This is a genomic window from Saccharopolyspora sp. NPDC003752 (assembly GCF_053605825.1).
Window position 1 is genome coordinate 422,443 of sequence record NZ_JBSGJZ010000001.1, and the last position, 17,084, is coordinate 439,526.

Annotated in this window: 12 protein-coding genes; 4 read left to right on the plus strand and 8 right to left on the minus strand. The window is 71.8% G+C overall.

Annotated features, from left to right (window positions below):
* Positions 1-48 precede the first annotated feature (48 nt).
* The 4 genes from proB to rplU form a co-directional block, all read right to left on the minus strand.
* Positions 49-1,170 carry a glutamate 5-kinase gene (gene proB / locus ACWEV3_RS02060; protein WP_452612086.1) on the minus strand — a complete coding sequence of 374 codons (1,122 nt, stop codon included), beginning with the start codon at positions 1,168-1,170 and terminating at the stop codon, positions 49-51.
* On the minus strand, positions 1,167-2,657 hold the full coding sequence (gene obgE / locus ACWEV3_RS02065) for a GTPase ObgE (protein WP_452612238.1): 1,491 nt from the start codon (positions 2,655-2,657) through the stop codon (positions 1,167-1,169). The genes proB and obgE overlap by 4 nt, the downstream gene beginning before the upstream one ends.
* 203 nt (positions 2,658-2,860) lie before the next feature.
* Positions 2,861-3,118, minus strand: coding sequence for a 50S ribosomal protein L27 (gene rpmA / locus ACWEV3_RS02070; RefSeq protein WP_132489159.1), 258 nt, complete (start codon positions 3,116-3,118; stop codon positions 2,861-2,863).
* Between the two features lie 14 nt (positions 3,119-3,132).
* A complete protein-coding gene (rplU, locus tag ACWEV3_RS02075) occupies positions 3,133-3,441 on the minus strand; it encodes a 50S ribosomal protein L21 (protein WP_093278869.1) in 309 nt (102 codons plus the stop codon).
* Positions 3,442-3,858: 417 nt separating this feature from the next.
* On the opposite strand from rplU, the gene ACWEV3_RS02080 reads away from it, so the two are divergent.
* The 4 genes from ACWEV3_RS02080 to ACWEV3_RS02095 all read left to right on the plus strand — a co-directional run bounded on the left by ACWEV3_RS02080 (position 3,859) and on the right by ACWEV3_RS02095 (position 10,840).
* Positions 3,859-5,559, plus strand: coding sequence for a hypothetical protein (locus ACWEV3_RS02080; protein WP_452612087.1), 1,701 nt, complete (start codon positions 3,859-3,861; stop codon positions 5,557-5,559).
* Positions 5,556-6,533: a glycosyltransferase family 2 protein gene (locus ACWEV3_RS02085; RefSeq protein WP_452612088.1), complete on the plus strand. Its 978-nt coding sequence runs from the start codon at positions 5,556-5,558 to the stop codon at positions 6,531-6,533. Before ACWEV3_RS02080 ends, ACWEV3_RS02085 begins: the two co-directional genes overlap by 4 nt.
* 237 nt (positions 6,534-6,770) lie before the next feature.
* Positions 6,771-9,998, plus strand: a complete 3,228-nt coding sequence (locus ACWEV3_RS02090) for an arabinosyltransferase domain-containing protein (protein WP_452612089.1) — start codon at positions 6,771-6,773, stop codon at positions 9,996-9,998.
* Positions 9,999-10,078: 80 nt separating this feature from the next.
* Complete coding sequence (locus ACWEV3_RS02095; RefSeq protein WP_452612090.1) at positions 10,079-10,840, plus strand: helix-turn-helix domain-containing protein; 762 nt, start codon at positions 10,079-10,081, stop codon at positions 10,838-10,840.
* Positions 10,841-10,856: 16 nt separating this feature from the next.
* On the opposite strand, the gene ACWEV3_RS02100 is transcribed toward ACWEV3_RS02095, so the two are convergent.
* The 4 genes from ACWEV3_RS02100 to ACWEV3_RS02115 form a co-directional block, all read right to left on the minus strand.
* Positions 10,857-12,362, minus strand: coding sequence for a carboxylesterase/lipase family protein (locus ACWEV3_RS02100; protein ID WP_452612091.1), 1,506 nt, complete (start codon positions 12,360-12,362; stop codon positions 10,857-10,859).
* 22 nt (positions 12,363-12,384) lie between these two features.
* Positions 12,385-12,993: a TetR/AcrR family transcriptional regulator gene (locus ACWEV3_RS02105; protein ID WP_452612092.1), complete on the minus strand. Its 609-nt coding sequence runs from the start codon at positions 12,991-12,993 to the stop codon at positions 12,385-12,387.
* Between the two features lie 45 nt (positions 12,994-13,038).
* Positions 13,039-13,947 carry a hypothetical protein gene (locus tag ACWEV3_RS02110; RefSeq protein WP_452612093.1) on the minus strand — a complete coding sequence of 303 codons (909 nt, stop codon included), beginning with the start codon at positions 13,945-13,947 and terminating at the stop codon, positions 13,039-13,041.
* 94 nt (positions 13,948-14,041) lie between these two features.
* Positions 14,042-17,014 carry a translation initiation factor IF-2 N-terminal domain-containing protein gene (locus ACWEV3_RS02115; RefSeq protein ID WP_452612094.1) on the minus strand — a complete coding sequence of 991 codons (2,973 nt, stop codon included), beginning with the start codon at positions 17,012-17,014 and terminating at the stop codon, positions 14,042-14,044.
* Between the last annotated feature and the right edge of the window lie 70 nt (positions 17,015-17,084).

The following is a 17,084-nucleotide window of genomic DNA, read 5'->3' on the forward strand; positions in this document are numbered from 1 at the left end:
GAAGGGCACCTCCGCGCGGAGGTGCCCTTCGCTCAGGGGAAATCGTCCTCAGCGGAGCGGGACGAGGTCGTCGGCGTGGACCACCTCTCGGCGTTGTTCCGCCGGCAGCTCGTGCGTCGAGCGGCCGATCAGGTCCGGCAGTTCCGCCGCGTCGTAGGCGACCACGCCGCGGCCCACGACCTTGCCCGCCGGGTTGACCAGCTCGACCACGTCGCCGCCGTCGAACGCGCCCTCCACCGCCGTGATGCCCGCCGCCAGCAGGGAACGGCGGCGCTTGACGACCGCTGCCACCGCACCGTCGTCCAGCCACAGCCGGCCGTTGGCCCCGGCCGCGTGCGCAAGCCAGAAGCGGCGCGCCGAGAGCCTGCTGCCGGTCGCCGCGAAAGCGGTGCCGACATCGGCCGGGCCGAGCGCGCGCTCGGCCAGCGCGGCGGAGGTCAGCAGCACCGGAATCCCCGAGGAGCAGGCGACCCTCGCCGCCTCCACCTTCGACGCCATGCCACCGGTGCCCAGCCCGGACGCGCCGGTGCGGCCGGCATGCACGCCCGCCATGTCCGCGTCGCCGTTGACCTCCCGGATCGCCGAAGCGCCGCCGCGGCGCGGATCGCCGTCGTACAGGGCGTCCACATCGGACAGCAGGACCAGCGCGTCGGCACCCACCAGGTGCGACACCAGCGCGGCCAGCCGGTCGTTGTCGCCGAAGCGGATCTCGTGCGTCGCGACCGTGTCGTTCTCGTTGACCACCGGTACCGCGCCGAGACCGAGCAGCCGGTCCAAGGTGCGCTGCGCATTGCGGTAGTGACCGCGGCGCACCACGTCGTCCGCAGTGAGCAGCACCTGCCCGACCGTCAGGTCGTAGCGCGAGAAGGACTCCGCGTACGCGTGCGCCAAGGCCTGCTGGCCGACGCTCGCGGCAGCCTGCTGGGTCGCGAGGTCCTTCGGCCTGCGGTTCAACCCCAGCGGGGCGATGCCCGCCGCGATCGCTCCCGACGACACCAGCACCACCTGGCCACCGGCGGCGACCCGCCGGGCCACGGTGTCGACCAACGTCGCCAGCCGCTCGGCGTCCAGGCCGCCCTTCGTGGTGGTCAGCGACGACGACCCGACCTTCACCACGACGCGCTGCGCCGCGGCGACCGCCTTCCTGGTCGCCGAGAGCTGATCGCTCACCGGCCGTCCTCCTCCTCGATGTACTGGCCGAACTCGTCCAGCGCGCTGCGGCGCGCCTTCTTCGCCGCCTTGCGGTCGGACGCCGAGATCCGGTCGTCGTGGTCGATGCGCAGGTCGGTGCCCCGTCGGCCGAGCACGCCCGCCACGCCGGCCGGCGTGGACGGTTCCCAGTCGAAGGTCATGTTGCCGATGGTCACCTGGCTGCCGGGCTTCGCGCCCCGCTTGGCCAGGGCCTCCTCGACGCCGAGCTTCGCCAGCCGGTCGGCGAGGAAGCCGATCGCCTCGGTGTTGCCGAAGTCGGTCTGCCGCACCCACCGCTCCGGCTTCTCGCCGCGCACCACGAACGCGTCCTCGAACTGGGGATCGGGTTCGACGGTGAAGTTGCCCGCGTCGACGGCCGCGGGCCGGACCACCACTCGCGCCGGCTCCGGCGGCGGCAGCTGCGCGCGGTAGCGCTCGACCTCGGCGGCCATCGCGAAGCTCAGCTCGCGCAGCCCTTCGCGGGACGCGGTGGACACCTCGAACACCGGCCAGCCGCGCGCCTCCAGGTCCGCCTTGACCAGCTCGGCCAGTTCGCGGGCCTCCGGCACGTCCATCTTGTTGAGCACGACCATCCGCGGGCGGGACTCCAGGTCCTGGCCGCCCTGCTCGGCCTTCAGCGCCGGGGTGTACTGCGCCAGCTCGTTCTCCAGCGCGTCCACATCGGACAGCGGATCGCGGCCGGGTTCGAGCGTGGCGCAGTCCACCACGTGCACCAGGACCGCGCAGCGCTCGATGTGGCGCAGGAAGTCCAATCCCAGGCCGCGGCCCTCGCTGGCGCCCGGGATCAGACCCGGCACGTCCGCCACGGTGAACACCGTCTCGCCGGCGGTGACCACGCCGAGGTTGGGCACCAGCGTGGTGAACGGGTAGTCGGCGATCTTCGGCCGCGCCGCGGACAGCACCGAGATCAGCGACGACTTGCCCGCCGACGGGAATCCGACGAGGCCGACGTCGGCGACCGACTTCAGCTCCAGCACCAGGTCGAACTGCTCCCCCGCCTCGCCGAGGAGCGCGAAGCCGGGCGCCTTGCGCGCCTTCGACGCCAGCGCGGCGTTGCCCAGCCCGCCGCGGCCGCCCGCGGCGGCGACGAAGGTGGTGCCGACGCCGACGAGGTCCGCCAGCACCTCGCCGTCCTCGGTCATCACCACGGTGCCGTCCGGGACCGACAGGACGAGGTCGCCGCCCTGCGCACCGTTGCGCATGCTGCCCTGGCCCGGCTTGCCGTTGGCCGCGCGGGCGTTCGGGCGGTAGTGGAAGTCGAGCAGGGTGTGCACGTTGGGATCCACGACGAGCTGGACGTCGCCGCCCTTGCCGCCGTTGCCGCCGTCCGGCCCGCCCAGCGGCTTGAACTTCTCCCGGTGCACCGAGGCGCAGCCATGCCCGCCGTCGCCTGCCGCGACGTGGATGGTCACGCGGTCAACGAACCGCGACACGAATGCCTCCAGGAAACTCCGGCCGAGCCCGGCCCGGCGTAAAACTGTCTGGGGCGCCTCGCGCGTGAACGCGCACGTCACCCACTTCGATGGTGCCGCGCGAGACGCGTCGCTGCCGGGAGGCGTGACCACCCGCACAACGAAAACGACGAGGGGCGGGCCGGACTAGCCGGACCCGCCCCTCGTCGGGAACTACTTCGCAGCCGAGAGCCGGATCAGGCCTCGGCCGGCAGCACGCTGACGGCCTTGCGGCCGCGGTAACGTCCGAACTCGACGGTACCGGCGGACAGCGCGAACAGGGTGTCGTCGTTGCCCCGTCCCACGTTCAGGCCGGGGTGGAACTTGGTGCCCCGCTGACGGATCAGGATCTCGCCGGCCTTGACGACCTGGCCGCCGTAGCGCTTCACCCCGAGGTACTTGGGGTTAGAGTCGCGGCCGTTCCGAGAGCTGGATGCGCCCTTCTTGTGTGCCATGACTACTCAGGTCCTCACTTCGTGATGCCGGTGACCTCAACGCGGGTCAGCTTCTGACGGTGACCCTGGCGCTTGTGGTAGCCGGTCTTGTTCTTGAACTTGTGGATGCGGATCTTGGGGCCCTTGGTCTGCTCGACCAGCTTGCCGGTCACCGACACCTTGGCCAGCGCGTCGGCGTCGGTCGTGACATCAGAGCCATCGACGACCAGAAGCGCCGGGAAACTGACCTCGGAGCCCAGCTCGCCCTCGAGCTTCTCGACCTCGACGACGTCCCCGACAGCCACCTTGTACTGCTTGCCGCCGGTCTTGACGATCGCGTACATGAGTCGGAAGTCTCCTGCTGCTCGGTTTCGCTACTTCACCAGGTCTGCGGCGGACGTCCACCTCGACCGCGTGGGACGAGGATTCCTACCACGCCGCCGGTGCAGCGCCTCGGTGGGTTCCTGTCTCGGCAGCCGAGCCGCACGGGCGATCGCATTCGAAACAGGCGTTTTATCTCTCCGCCCGTCCGGCGGCGAGAAGTTCTCACCCATCATACAGACCGCTTTCCGGACCCCGATCGACCGGGGGCGCACCGCGGGAGGAACCGGCCACGAGGGCCGATGACGAGCGAGCCGCGACAGCGTACGACCGGCGGAACCGCGTGGTCAAATCCAGCCACGGTCGACGTCTGATCTGCCAGGCTCTGACCTGCGCTTGCTACGGTGAGGCGCTATTGATCGGAACTGGGGAAGCAAAGCGTGACTGACATCGCATCGGAGACCGACCCGGGCGAGCGCGCCACCCCCGAAGCCCCCATTCCAGGCCCGGTGCGGCGGTTCGGCCCCGTGCTGCTCGGCCTGTCGGCGATCGTCCCGCCACTGATGATGCTTCGGGAAGTGCTGCGCTACCCGCAGATGCACTTCTACGACTACTGGTGGGTCCTGCTCGACCTCACCGGCGACGACGGCACGTTGCGCCCGGAGGCGCTGTTCGGGTTCCGCAACGAGCACCCGTTCGTGCTGCCCAGCCTGCTGTTCTGGCTCAGCGCCCGGTTCGGGCACGGCCTCAACCAGCCGCTCGGGCTGGTGATCATCGCGTTCGGGGTCGCCAGCGTCCTGCTGGTGTGGGCGATGCTGCCGAAGTCGCTGAACCCGTGGCAGCGGGCCGGGCTGGTGGCGGCCGCCTCGACGCTGGTGTTCAACCCGCACGGCATCCACAACTACGTGCGCTCGATGAGCGGGGCGTCCTGGATCCTCGCGCTGATGCTGGTGCTCGCCGCGCTGCTGGCGATGCAGCGCGAACACCGGGTGCTCGCGATCGTGTTCGGGCTGCTGGCGTCGATCAGCTACGGCACCTCGTTCGCGGTGTGGCCGGCGCTGGCGCTGGTGGCGTGGCTGCGCGGGGACCGCCGTCGCTGGGTCGCGACGCCGCTGGTGGTCGGGTTCCTCGTGGTGGCCTCGTGGCTGGTGCTGCGCGGCCCGCAGGGCGGTGGCGGCGCTTCGCCGACCGATGATCCGGCGCAGGCGCTGCTCGCCGGGCTGAGCATGCTCGGCATGGTGTGGACCGGCACCGAGCCGTCGATCGCGCTGATCGCGGGCGTGGCTGGCCTGGCCGTACTCGTGCTGCACGTCCGGCAGACCCGCGAGGAATTCCGCAGCGCCGCGCCGTGGTGGGGGCTGGCGGTCTACGCGGCCGGCTGCGCGGTGATGATCTCCGGCTCGCGGGCCGCGTTCGGCGAGGCCGCCGGGCTGCAGAGCCGGTACAACAGCATGACCGCCGCGTTGTGGATCGCGGTGCTGGTGATCGTGGTCGCCTGGCCTCGCTGGCCGAAGGTCCGCACGGTCGCCGTGGCGGGCACGGTGCTCGCCACCGTCGCGCTCGGCGCGCCCATGGCCCAGAGCGTGCGCTCCGATGCGCCGAACCAGAACCTGCTCGCCATCGCCGCGCGCATCGGCCACCCCGACGCGTTCGAGGACCGGTTCCCCGAGCCGGACCGCCTGCTGCCGCGGCTGCAGGCGCTCGGGCACTACCCGTTCTCCGGCGAGTTCACGCTCGGCTGCCCCGACGGCCTGGAGATCGGCGACCGGGTCAGCACCGCGGACTGGCGGACGCCCAGCGACGGCGCGCTGCGCGAGCCGCGCCCGGACGGCCGCGACGTGGTGCTCAACGTGGAGACCGACCAGATCCAGGGCGGGGCCCGGATGCTCAAGGGCTGGGCGATCTCCGGGATCGAGCGGGCAGACTGCGTCGCCGTGCTCGACCAGACCGGCACGGTCATCGGCGGCGGTGTGGTCGACATCCCGCGCTCGGACGCGGAAGCCCAGACGCCCGGCATCGAGATCGGCCTGGGCTTCGAGGCGGTCGCCCCCGCGCAGCCCGGGCCGGTGCGCGTCGCCTTCCACTTCCCCGACGGCTGGTGGATCCGGCCCCTCACGGAAAGCCCGCAGGTCAAGCCATGACGGAAGCCGCACCGGAAGTCGAGGTCTCGCTGCTGGCCCCGGCCAAGAACGAAGGGGAGAACCTGCCCCGGCTGTTCGCCGAGATCCGCGACGCGATGCAGCAGCAGCCCCGGAGCTGGGAGCTGCTGGTCGTCGACGACGGCAGCACCGACGACAGCTGGCAGGTGATCGCCGAGCAGGCCCGGCAGGATCCCCGGTTCCGCGGCATCCGGTTGCGGCGCAACTTCGGCAAGGCCGCGGCGCTGGCCGCGGGCGTCGCCGAGGTCCGCGGGCGGCTGCTGGTGACGCTGGACGCCGACCTGCAGGACGACCCCGCCGAGATCCCGCGCCTGCTCGACGAGCTCGACGACGGGGCCGACCTGGTCAGCGGTCACAAGGCGCAGCGGCAGGACCCGCTGGGCAAGCGGCTGCCGTCGAAGGTGTTCAACTGGGTCACCGGGCTGATCACCGGCCTGAAGCTCGCGGACCACAACTGCGGGCTGAAGGCCGCCCGCACCGAGGTTTACCGGCGCGTGCCGCTGTACGGGGAGCTGCACCGCTACATCCCGGCGCTGGCGCACCAGCTGGGCTACCGGGTGCGCGAGCTCGCCGTGCACCACCGGCCGCGGGTGCACGGCAAGTCCAACTACGGGTTCGAACGGTACGTGCGCGGCGCGCTGGACCTGCTCACGGTCGTCGCGCTCACCCGCTACGGGCGGCGCCCGGCGCACCTCTTCGGCGGGCTGGGGCTGCTGGCCGGGACGATCGGCACGCTGATCCTGCTCTACCTGACCGGCGTGTGGGTGTTCACCGAGCAGTCGATCGGCACCCGCCCGCTGCTGACGCTGGGCATCCTGCTGGAGATCTTCGCGGTGCAGATGATCTCCGTGGGCCTGCTCGCGGAACTGGTGCTGCACCGGACCGGGCGGGACCGGGATGTGGATGTGCTGGTCGCCGATCAGACGACGACCGAAAGCCCGGCGCAGTCCGCCTGATCGTGTTCGGGTCGCTGTGCGGACTCGTTTCCGAACTGTTTCGCACAGCGGCGGCGCTCGCAGAGGCGGATTGAGCGACAACGAATGCCTCGCGCCGCCGCGGCAAAACCGACACTATTGCGCCCCACCCCCTACGACCAGGCAGAACGCGCGGCGCCGCGGGCATGCAAATGCGGTCCGGAGGACGCGCGAGGGGTGCGCACAAGTGCGGGCGATCAGCGCCCGTATGGTCTCCACGTGCACCCAGGGTCGGCGAAAAAACTTCGGCTGTACGCCTCGCTGCTCGGGCTCGTCGGCACCGTGCTGGCGTTGCTCGTGCCCTTCCTACCTGTCAATCACGATGTGGTGACATTACGGTGGCCAACTGCTCAAGGCACCAGATCGGTGTCCGCCCCGTTGGTCGCCTATTCGCCGCTGTGGCTCGACGCGAAGGTGCCGTGCGCCGCCGCTCGCAGCCTGGACGCGCGCACCGCGGGGCCGGCGATCCTGCTGAGCACCAATCCGCCGTCCTCGGACTACGGCAAGCTGACCGGGCTGACGCTGCAGGTCGATGAGGGCCAGGCCGCGCTGTTCTCCAAGGGGCGGCAGATCAGCACGGTGCAGCTGCCCGCCGGCGCGTGCTCGATCGACGTGCGCGCGGACGCCGACGGCACCACCGCGAGCATCGACGGGCAGGCGTGGGCGCGCGTTCTCGGCGACCAGCGCCCGCAGCTGACCGGCATCTACTCGTCGCTGGACAACACCGCGGACGACGTGCGCGGGCTGTCCTTCGAGGCGCGCGTCGACAACCGGTTCAGCAGCTACGCGACGCCGCTCAAGCTCGTGGTGATCGCCCTCACCGTGGCCGCGTTCCTCGGTTCGGTGCTCTGCCTGCGGAAGCTGGACACGCGCGCCGGCCGTCGCGCGCCGCGGCTGGCCCCGCTGCGCTGGTGGAAGCCGACGCTCCGCGACGTCTCGGTGTTCGGCGCGCTGGGCTTGTGGTGGCTGATCGGCGCGATGACGTCGGACGACGGTTACGTGCTGAGCATGGTGCGGTCGGCCGAGAGCGCCGGGTACGTCAGCAACTACTACCGCTGGTTCGCCAACCCCGAGTCGCCGTTCGGCTGGTTCTACGAGTTCTACGCGCTGTGGGTGCAGATCTCGACGGCGACGCCGTGGGTGCGGCTCCCGGCGCTGCTGATGGGCATCATCAGCTGGTTGCTGATCAGCCGTGAGGTGCTGCCGAGACTCGGCCAGCAGGTGCGGCGCAGCAACGCCGCTGGCTGGGCCGCCGCCGCGGTGTTCCTGGCGTTCTGGCTGCCCTACAACAACGGACTCCGGGCCGAGCCGGTCGTGGTGCTGTTCTCGCTGCTGGCGCTGTGCGCCGTCGAGCGGGCCGTGTCGACCGGTCGGCTGATGCCCGCCGCGCTGGGCCTGGTCGGCGCCGCCCTGTCGGTGGGCGTCAACCCGCACGGCCTCGTCGCGGTGCTGCCCTACATCGCCGCGATCAAGCCGCTGTACCGGTTGGTGCGCAAGCGGGCCCAGGAGTTCGGCTGGGTGCCGGTGCTGGCGCCGATCTCCGCTTCCGGGTTCGTGATCCTGACGCTGGTGTTCTACGACCAGACCTGGCAGTCGGTCATGGACGCGATGGAGCTCAAGACCACCTTCGGCCCGAACGGCCGCTGGTACGAGGAGCTCAACCGCTACAGCCTGCTGTTCAGCCAGAGCCCGGACGGTTCGCTGACCCGACGGTTCCCGGTGCTGCTGGTGATCCTCTGCCTGGCCACCTGCGCCGTGGTGCTGCTGCGGCGCGGCCGCATCCGCGGTGCCGGGCTCGGCCCGAGCCGGCGGCTGCTCGCGATCACCGCGATGTGCTTCGCGGTGCTCGCCCTGACCCCCACCAAGCACACCCACCACTTCGGCATCTTCGCCGCCTTCGGCGGTGCCCTGGCGGCGCTGACCGCGCTGGCCACCAGCACCACCGTGCTGCGCTCCCGCCGAAACCGGGCCGGCTTCGTCGCCGGTCTGATGGTGATCCTGGCGTTCGCCGCCACCGGGCCGAACGCCTGGTGGTACGTCTCGGGCTGGGGCATTCCGTGGTTCGACAAGCCGCCGTCGATCAACGGGCACAACTTCAGCACGCTGTTCCTGGTGTTCGCCGCGATAGCGGGCGTGATCGCGCTGATCGAGCACCTGCGCATCGACGAGAACAACCCGAAGATCGTCGACGAGCGCTGGGACAGCCCGGAGAAGCGCAGCCGCGCCCTGCGGTTGGGCACCGCACCGTTGTCGCTGGTCTGCGCGCTGATGGTGTTCGGCGAGCTCGCCGCGTTCGGCAAGGCCATCCAGGAGCGCGGCGACAGTTACAGCCTGTCCACGGACAACGTCAAGCAGCTCACCGGCGACAGCTGCGGGTTGTCGGACTACATCGGGGTCGAGACCGATCCGCAGGCCAGCGTCCTGCCGGTGGCGCCCGACCAGCCCTCGGTGGTCGCGCCGACCCGGGACCCGGCGGTGCCGGTGCCGCCGCGCCGCCTGGCCGGCCGGGAAACCGCCGAGCAGTACCTGCAGCCCAAGCAGGTGGGCTTCACCCGGCCCGGCGTGCCCGCCAGCGACGGCGTCGACCCGGATGCGCCGAGCTGGAAGCCGCCGCACCAGTTCGGCGGCGACAACGCGCCGGCGTGGGGCAGCTTCGACGAGGCCGGCACCAACACCGGCGAGCTGCGCACGCCCTGGTACGACATCCCGGATTCGGCCCGCAACGGCGAGGTGCCGATGGCGGTGAGCCTGGCGGGCGCGGAGACCGGCGCGAACTTCGTGGTCCTCGAATTCGGCAAGGACACCGATCGGGGCTTCGAGATCACCGGCCGCTACACCGTGGAGCAGGGCCCGCCACCCGGGTGGCGGGATCACCGCTACATGCTCGGCGCCGAGGCCGAGGGCGCGACGAAGATGCGGCTGATCGCCGTCGACCAGGCGCTGGGCCGGGAGGGCTGGATCGCGGTGACCGCGCCGCGGGTGCCGAAGCTGACGAACATGACCGAGGTCATCGGGAACAGCGCGACGTTCGTCGAGTGGCCGGCCGCGCTGGTGCACCCGTGCCTGCGGATTTCCGGTCTGTACAACGGGATCGCGGAGATGCCGCAGTTCCGGGTGTCCGCCGGCGAGGAGGTCCGGGACGTCGGCGAGGGCTGGTCGTCGCCGGATGCCGGCGGGCCGTTCGGCTGGCTGACGATCGCGTCCAGCGTCCGCGAGCTGCCGACCTACCTGCGCAACGATCCGCAGCAGGACTGGGGTTCGCTGTACGTGGTGCACCCGTACGACGCGGATGCGCTGCCCGCGCAGGCGGCGATCGAGGTGCATTCGGAGACCCACTGGGGCACCTGGTCGCCCGGGCCGCTGACGCAGGCCCTGGAGCTGCCGGGCGACATGCCCAGCTCCGACGACCGCACGGACATCCCGACGTTCGACGACAAGCAGGACTGATCCGGGCAGCAGGGCCCCGCCGACCGAACGAGCCGGTCGGCGGGGCCCTTCGCGTTCCGGTGTCGGGGTCGGTGGGCATCATGGGGGTCGTGAGCCGGTATCGGGAGCGGCCGCCGGTCGGCGCGCTGACCGGGGCGATCGCCTGCTTGTGGACGCACGGGGCGGACGCGGACTGCCACGTGCAGCGCGTGGTCCCGGACGGCTGCGTGGACCTGATCTGGATGGGCGATCGCCTCGACGTGGTCGGGCCGGACACCTCCGCCCGGCTCGCGGAGCTGCCACCGGGGAGCCGCATCACCGGGATCCGGGCCAGGCCCGGCGCCGCCCGGCTGCTGCTGGGCGACATCCCGGCCACCGAGCTGCGCGATCTGCAGGTCGACGGCCTGGACTGCTGGGGCGCCTCGATCCGGTACACCGTGGACAGGATCAGCGAAGCGCCGGAGCAGGCGGGGCGGATTCTCGAGGAGTTCGCCTGCTCCCGGTTGTCGGAGTACCGGCCCGATCCGGCGCTCGCGGCCGTGGTCGCGGCTCTGGATTCCCCCGCCCCGCTCACGGTTCCGGCGCTTGCCGACACCCTCGGGCTGTCCGAGCGCCAGCTGCGGCGACGCGTCACCGCAGCCGTCGGCTACAGCCCGCAGACCCTCGCCGCGGTGCTCCGCTTCCAGCGGGCGACGCGGCGCGGCACCGGCCCTGGCGGGCTCGCGGAGCTCGCCCACGCCACCGGCTACGCCGACCAGGCACACCTCACGCGCGAGTTCCGCCGCCTGGCCGGCGTGACCCCGGGTCGGTACTTCACCTCACACCACGGCATCCAGAACAGCCCCTACAGCAGTCGAAAGTAGACACGGCACGGGGCGATCAGCCTCGTTCGGCCAGAGCCCTCCAGAACTCCAGGCGGTGCTCGGCGGCGAAGTCGGTCCCGGCGACCTCGTCCGGGTGCAAAGACTGCACCCTCGGCTCGGCGGCCGAGAACCGCGGCCAGCCGGGCAGGTCGGGCCCGTTGGGGTCGCCGCTGCGCGCGAAGTTCGCCCAGTAGTGGTTCATCGTCGCCGCCAGCCGCCGCTGCGCGTCGTTCAGCGGCGCCGGCTCGCCGAGGTCGAACTGGTAGGGCACCTCGGCGGAGTGGTGGGCGCCCGGCGGGAATCCAGGCGGGAACGGCACGATCGGCGGCGCGTCGCGGTCGGCGAACTCGTAGACGTAGGTGGCGGTGTCCGGGCTCAGGGCGTGCGCGAAGTCCCACACCGAGCGCGCCCAGGCGCAGTCGCCGACCACGTCCGCCCACGCCACGCTCGGCGTCGGGTACGCCCCGGCGGGGTACTGCTGCGCGACGTCGTCCGCCGCTGCGTCGAAGGCCTCGGCGAGCAGCTTGTCGTAGCCGTCGGTCGTGATCGGCTGACCTGCAGCGTCCCAGAACAACGCCGTGAACAGCCGGGCCTCGTCCCGGGTTCCGCCGGTGAGGACCGGGACCCGGTGGAACCGCCCGGCGGGCAGCGCCTGCGCTGGGGATTCCGGCAGCACCGAACCGCCGAACGCCGGCCTGCTGAACACCGACGACACGTTGACCAGCTGCTCGACCGGAACGCGGCGCAGCTGCTCGATCGCCGGGCCCTGCCCGGGCCGCACCCAGCCGAGCTCGCCGACCAGGTGCTCGGCCAGGGCTTCCAGTTCCACTGCGGACATCCACATCGTCGGCAGATCCGGCGAGCCCGGCGCCCAGCCGTTGGCCGGGGCCTGCAGCAGCGCGAAGCCGCTCTGCACGATCGCCCGGTGGAACAGCCCCGCCGAGCCGGGCGCTACCAGGTGCGCGCTGACGTTGAGCCCGCCGTAGGACTCGCCGAACAGCGTCACGTTGCCCGGGTCTCCGCCGAACTCGCCGATGTTGCGCTGCACCCAGCGCAGCACCGCCTGCTGGTCTTCGAGGCCGAAACCACCGCCTCCCGCCAGGCCCGGGTAGCCGAAGTTGCCGAAGATGCCCAGCCGCGAATTCGGCGTGACCACGACGACGTCCTCGGCGGTGGCGAGCCGGCGCGCGTCGAAGATCGCGCCCTCGCCGTTGGCCCCGCCGCCGCCGTGCAGCCACACCATCACCGGCTTGCGGCCGCCGCTGCGGGGCGCGGTCACGTTCAGGAACAGGCAGTCCTCGTCCAGGCTCGCGATGTCGGCGAAGTCCTGCGGGAGCTGCGGGCACGGGTTTCCCGGCGCGGTCGCGTCCCGCACGTCCGGCCACGGCTCGACGGGCTGCGGCGAGCTCCAGCGCAGCTCGCCGACCGGCGGCGCGGCGTAGGGAATCCCCTGGAAGAGCCGGTGCTCTTCGAAGGTCAGGCCGCGCACGCGACCCGAGTCCAGCTCCACGATGTCTTCCACGGCACCTCCGTGCGTTGCCGGCTCACCCGGACCGGGTGGCCAGGTCGAACATGGTCGCGAGCTCGCGGGCGTAGCGGTCGGCGTCGGCGTCGGGTTCCACCCCGAGGCGCAGTGCGACGCCGTCCAGCGCGTGGCGCAGCGCCACGGCCATCACGTGCGGGTCGAAGTCCCGGAACTCGCCCGCCAGCTGGCCGGCGCGGAGCATTTCCCGCAAGCCTTCGAGTTCCCGCCGGTGCGGCAGCGCCGCGTCGTCGCCGCGCTCGTTCAGGAAGATCTCGGTGAGCGCCCGGATCTTCCGGTGATGCGCGCGGTAGAAGTCCACACTGGACTCGATGAACGCCCGGAGCCGGTCGCGCGCCGTGCTCGCCGCCTCGATGCGCTCCCCCACCAGCTCCTCGGCCACCGCGTAGACGTCGGTGACCACCTGCTGCATCAGCTCGGCCTTGTTCCGGAAGTGGTAGGAGATCATCCCCGTGCTGCTCAGCCCGGCCCGCTTGGCGATCTGCCCGAACGACGCGCGCGAGTAGCCGAGCTCGACGATCGTGTCGATGGCGGCCTCGACGATCTGCGCCCGCCGGCCCCGCTCGGTGAACGACCGACCTTGCTCACCTGAGCCGGAATTTGCTCGCATGAGCAAACCTTAGCACAGATGAGCAAAAGCCGAGAGCGCCGCGGATCAGACCTGGTCGTAGGCGCGGAGGGTGCGCAGGGCATCGATGGCCACCCGCGGCCGCCACTCCAGGCGGGTGCCGGGCGCCCACGCGCGCCAGCGGATCGGCCAGCCGCCATCGTCCTCCTGCAAGGCCGCGAGGTGGTCGAGCCCGAGGGCCATCTCGTCGTCGGAGAACCACGAACGCGCCAGGCTCGTCGGCTCCGGCGCGTAGTCCCAGGCGCAGTGCAGCTCGCCGGGCGCGTAGCCGGGAGGCACCTGTGCCCGTTCGGGATGCTGCGGGTCGAGCAGCACGAACCCCTTCTCCCGCACGAGCTCGCCGAGCTTCCCGGCCGCGGCGCGTGCCCGATCGCGATCCGGCACGTGGTCGAGGAACGACACCGCGGCCTGCACCTCGTAGGGGTGGCTCTCGGTCAGCTCCTCGATCCGCCGCCAGCAGAACTCGGTGGCCCCGGCCAGCCACGGGTGGTCGATCCGGTTCTTGTGCAGCAGGGCCGCGAGCAGGCCGGTGGAGAGCAGGTTCCCCTCGGGCTCCTCGACGATCGGAATCCACGGCGCGTGCGGGTAGTCCCGCAGCCGCGTGTCACCTCCGGGCACGCCGCCGTCCGGGCGCGTGATCGACACCAAGTAGTCGCAGATCCGTGCCACCGCGGCCCCGTCGCAGGCCCCGACCTCGTCGAGGATCACCAGCGCCGTGAAGGTCTGCAGCGGCTGGCTGAGCGGGCCGCGCGAGTCGGGCTCCAAGGCGTAGCCGTAGCCGCCGTCCGCGCAGCGGTAGGCGTCGAGCGCGGCCAGCACCCCGTCGGCGCTGCCTCCGGCGAACAAGAACTCGAAACGGCGTTGTTCCAGCACGCGCGCGGTCAGCCAGACGAACCGCTCGACGGCGGCCACGCGCTCTTCGGTGCATCGAATCATGCACCGAAGATAAGAAGAATGGCCGATCCGTTCTTGAACGAATCGGCCATTCTGGCGAATCTGCGCTGCCTTCGGTGGCAGCCCCGGACGGGGGCTACTCCACCGGCGGCCCCGCCGGACGGGACGCGGACCGGCGAACCCGCCGCACCGGAGCGGCCGGAGCGACGCTCGGCAGGCCGTTCTGGGCGGCCTCCTTCGGCTCGGCCGGCTTGCTGACCACCAGCGGCGTCACCGCCGCGCCGGCGCTGCCGGCGGCCCGCGTCGCCTTGCGCCGCGGGCGACCGTTCGCCGCGGCCGGCTCCGCCTCGGGCTCGACCGCCTTCGGCTCGACGACCGGCTTCGCCGCCTCCGCCTTCGGCTCGACGACGGGCTCCGGCTTCGGCGCCTCCGGCGCGGCCTTCGCCGCCGGCTCCGGCTCGGCCTTCACGGCCTCGACGGGCTCGCTCTTGACGGGCTCCGGCTTGGTCTCTTCGACCTTGGCGGCCTCCGCCTTCGGCTCCTCGGCCTTGGCTCGCTCGACCTTCGGCTCTTCAACCTTGGGCGCATCGACCTTCGGCTCTTCAACCTTCGGCGCCTCGACCTTCGGCTCCTCGGCCTTGGGTGCCTCGGCCTTGGCCTCGGTGCGCGTCTCCTGCTGGGCGGGCTGCTCGTGCTCGTGCTGCTTGCCCCGCTGCTTCCGCCGGGCACCGTTGTTGCCGCCCGTCTGCCCGTTCGGGTGCGTGACCGGTTCGGTCGAGACGAGCAGGCCGCGGCCGCGGCAGTGCTCGCAGGTGCTGCTGTAGGCCTCCAGCAGGCCGGTGCCGACCCGCTTGCGGGTCATCTGCACCAGGCCCAGCGAGGTCACCTCGGCGACCTGGTGGCGGGTGCGGTCCCGGCCCAGGCACTCGGTGAGGCGGCGCAGCACCAGGTCGCGGTTCGACTCCAGCACCATGTCGATGAAGTCGATGACGATGATGCCGCCGATGTCGCGCAACCGGAGCTGCCGGACGATCTCCTCGGCCGCCTCCAGGTTGTTGCGGGTGACCGTCTCCTCCAGGTTGCCCCCGGAACCGGTGAACTTACCGGTGTTGACGTCGATCACCGTCATGGCTTCGGTGCGGTCGATCACCAGGTAGCCGCCGGAGGGCAGCCAGACCTTGCGGTCCAGGGCCTTGGCGATCTGCTCGTTGATCCGCTGCTCGGTGAACACGTCGTTCTTGCCGACGTGCTTGGACAGCCGCTGCGCCAGGTCCGGCGCGACGTGCTTGACGTAGGCGTCGATGGTGTCCCAGGCGTCGTTGCCCTGGACCGTCATGGCCGAGAAGTCCTCGGTGAACAGGTCGCGGACGACCTTGATCAGCAGGTCCGGCTCCTCGTAGAGCAGCTGCGGGGCCTGCGCGCCCGGCGTCTCGGCCTTCTCCTTGATGACCTCCCACTGCGCCTGCAGGCGCCGCACGTCGCGGTCCAGCGCCTCTTCGCTGGTGCCCTCGGACGCGGTGCGGATGATCACCCCGGCGTTGTCCGGCACGATCCGCTTGAGGATCTCCTTGAGCCGCTTGCGCTCGGTGTCCGGCAGCTTGCGGCTGATGCCGGTCGCGCCGCCGCCCGGCACGTACACCAGGAATCGGCCGGGCAGGCTGATCTGGGTGGTCAGGCGCGCGCCCTTGTGGCCGACCGGGTCCTTGGTGACCTGCACCAGGACGCTGTCACCGGTCTGCAGGGCCTGCTCGATGCGGCGGGCCTTGCCGGCCAGCCCGGCGGCGTCCCAGTCCACCTCACCGGCGTAGAGCACCGCGTTGCGGCCGCGGCCGATGTCGACGAACGCCGCCTCCATGCTGGGCAGCACGTTCTGCACGCGCCCGAGGTAGACGTTGCCGACCAGCGAGCCGGAGCCCGACGAGGTCACGAAGTTCTCGACGAGGACGTTGTCCTCGAGCACCGCGATCTGCGTCTGGTCGCCGTTCTGCCGGACGACCATCTTGCGGTCCACCGACTCGCGGCGGGCCAGGAACTCGGCCTCGGAGAGCACCGGTGCCCGGCGGCGACCGGCCTCGCGGCCGTCCCGGCGGCGCTGCCGCTTGGCCTCCAGGCGCGTCGAGCCCTTGACCGCGCGCACCTCGTCGTCGCTGCTGTCCTGACGGGTCTCCGCAGCCGCCGGCTCGCGCACGTGCACGACGGTGTTCGGCGGGTCGTCCTCGCGAGCGCTGCTCTCGTCGTCCGAGGAGCCCTTGCGGCGACGGCGGCGACGGCGACGGCGGTTGGAGTCGCCCGAGCCCTCAGCCTCGGCCGACTGCTCCTCGGCGGCTTCCTCCGCGGCCGGTTCGGCGGCCTCGACGGCGGTCTCCTCGGCGGTGTCGGTTTCCTCCTCGCCCGACTCGGACTCGGCACCGCGACCACGGCCACGGCCCCGGCGGCCGCGACGACGACGGCGGCGACCAGCGGGCTCGCTCTCGTCGTCGGTCTCGGCGGCGGTCTCGGCGGGCTGCTCGGCCTCGGGCTCCTGGCTCGCCTCCACCGGCTCCGGCTCGGGCTTCGGCACCTGCCGCGCCTCGGGCTGGGGCGCGAGGAACATCGCCTCCGGCGCCGGCGCGGCGAACAGGGGCGTCAGCCCCGGTGCCGCGGGCGTGCCTGCGGGGGTCTCGGCACCGGCAGACGCGAAGTCCGCCGCCGGCACCGCGGGCTCGGCAGCGGCCTGCGCCTCAGCTGCGGGCTGCGCCTCGACCGCGGGCTTGGCCTCGGCTGCCGGCTCCGGCTCGGTCTGGGCTGCGGCTTCCGCCGGGGCCTCGGCCTGGGGTTCCGGCTCGGTCTGCTCCGGCTCGGCCGCGCTCTCCGACTCCGCCACCATCTCGGGGTGCAGGGCCTGCACCACCTGCAGGGCGACGTCTCGGGTGATGTTCGACTGGGCGCTGCGAACCGATTCGCCGATCGATTCCAGCGTCGTGATGATCTCCCGGCTGCTGGCGCCCAGCAGCTTGGCCAGTGCGTGCACCCGGAGCTTGGCGGGCAGCTCGATCGTGCCCTGCTCGTCTCGGGTAGGTGTGGGCGATTGCCCGCTGGCGCTTCCAGCGGGCGTATCCATGTTCAACATCCAGCTCCTCCGCCCCCGGGCGCGTCCTGGTGGACGCGGCCGCACAGAGGCATGTGCGATCTTCGGTCTC

Bases quoted from the DNA above. Each gene is read 5' to 3' on its own strand.
- ACWEV3_RS02115 (WP_452612094.1), bottom strand. From the start codon at position 17,014: ATGTTGAACATGGATACGCCCGCTGGAAGCGCCAGCGGGCAATCGCCC.
- ACWEV3_RS02110 (WP_452612093.1), bottom strand. From the start codon at position 13,947: ATGATTCGATGCACCGAAGAGCGCGTGGCCGCCGTCGAGCGGTTCGTC.
- ACWEV3_RS02095 (WP_452612090.1), top strand. From the start codon at position 10,079: ATGGGGGTCGTGAGCCGGTATCGGGAGCGGCCGCCGGTCGGCGCGCTG.
- ACWEV3_RS02085 (WP_452612088.1), top strand. From the start codon at position 5,556: ATGACGGAAGCCGCACCGGAAGTCGAGGTCTCGCTGCTGGCCCCGGCC.
- rpmA (WP_132489159.1), bottom strand. From the start codon at position 3,118: ATGGCACACAAGAAGGGCGCATCCAGCTCTCGGAACGGCCGCGACTCT.
- ACWEV3_RS02105 (WP_452612092.1), bottom strand. From the start codon at position 12,993: ATGCGAGCAAATTCCGGCTCAGGTGAGCAAGGTCGGTCGTTCACCGAG.
- rplU (WP_093278869.1), bottom strand. From the start codon at position 3,441: ATGTACGCGATCGTCAAGACCGGCGGCAAGCAGTACAAGGTGGCTGTC.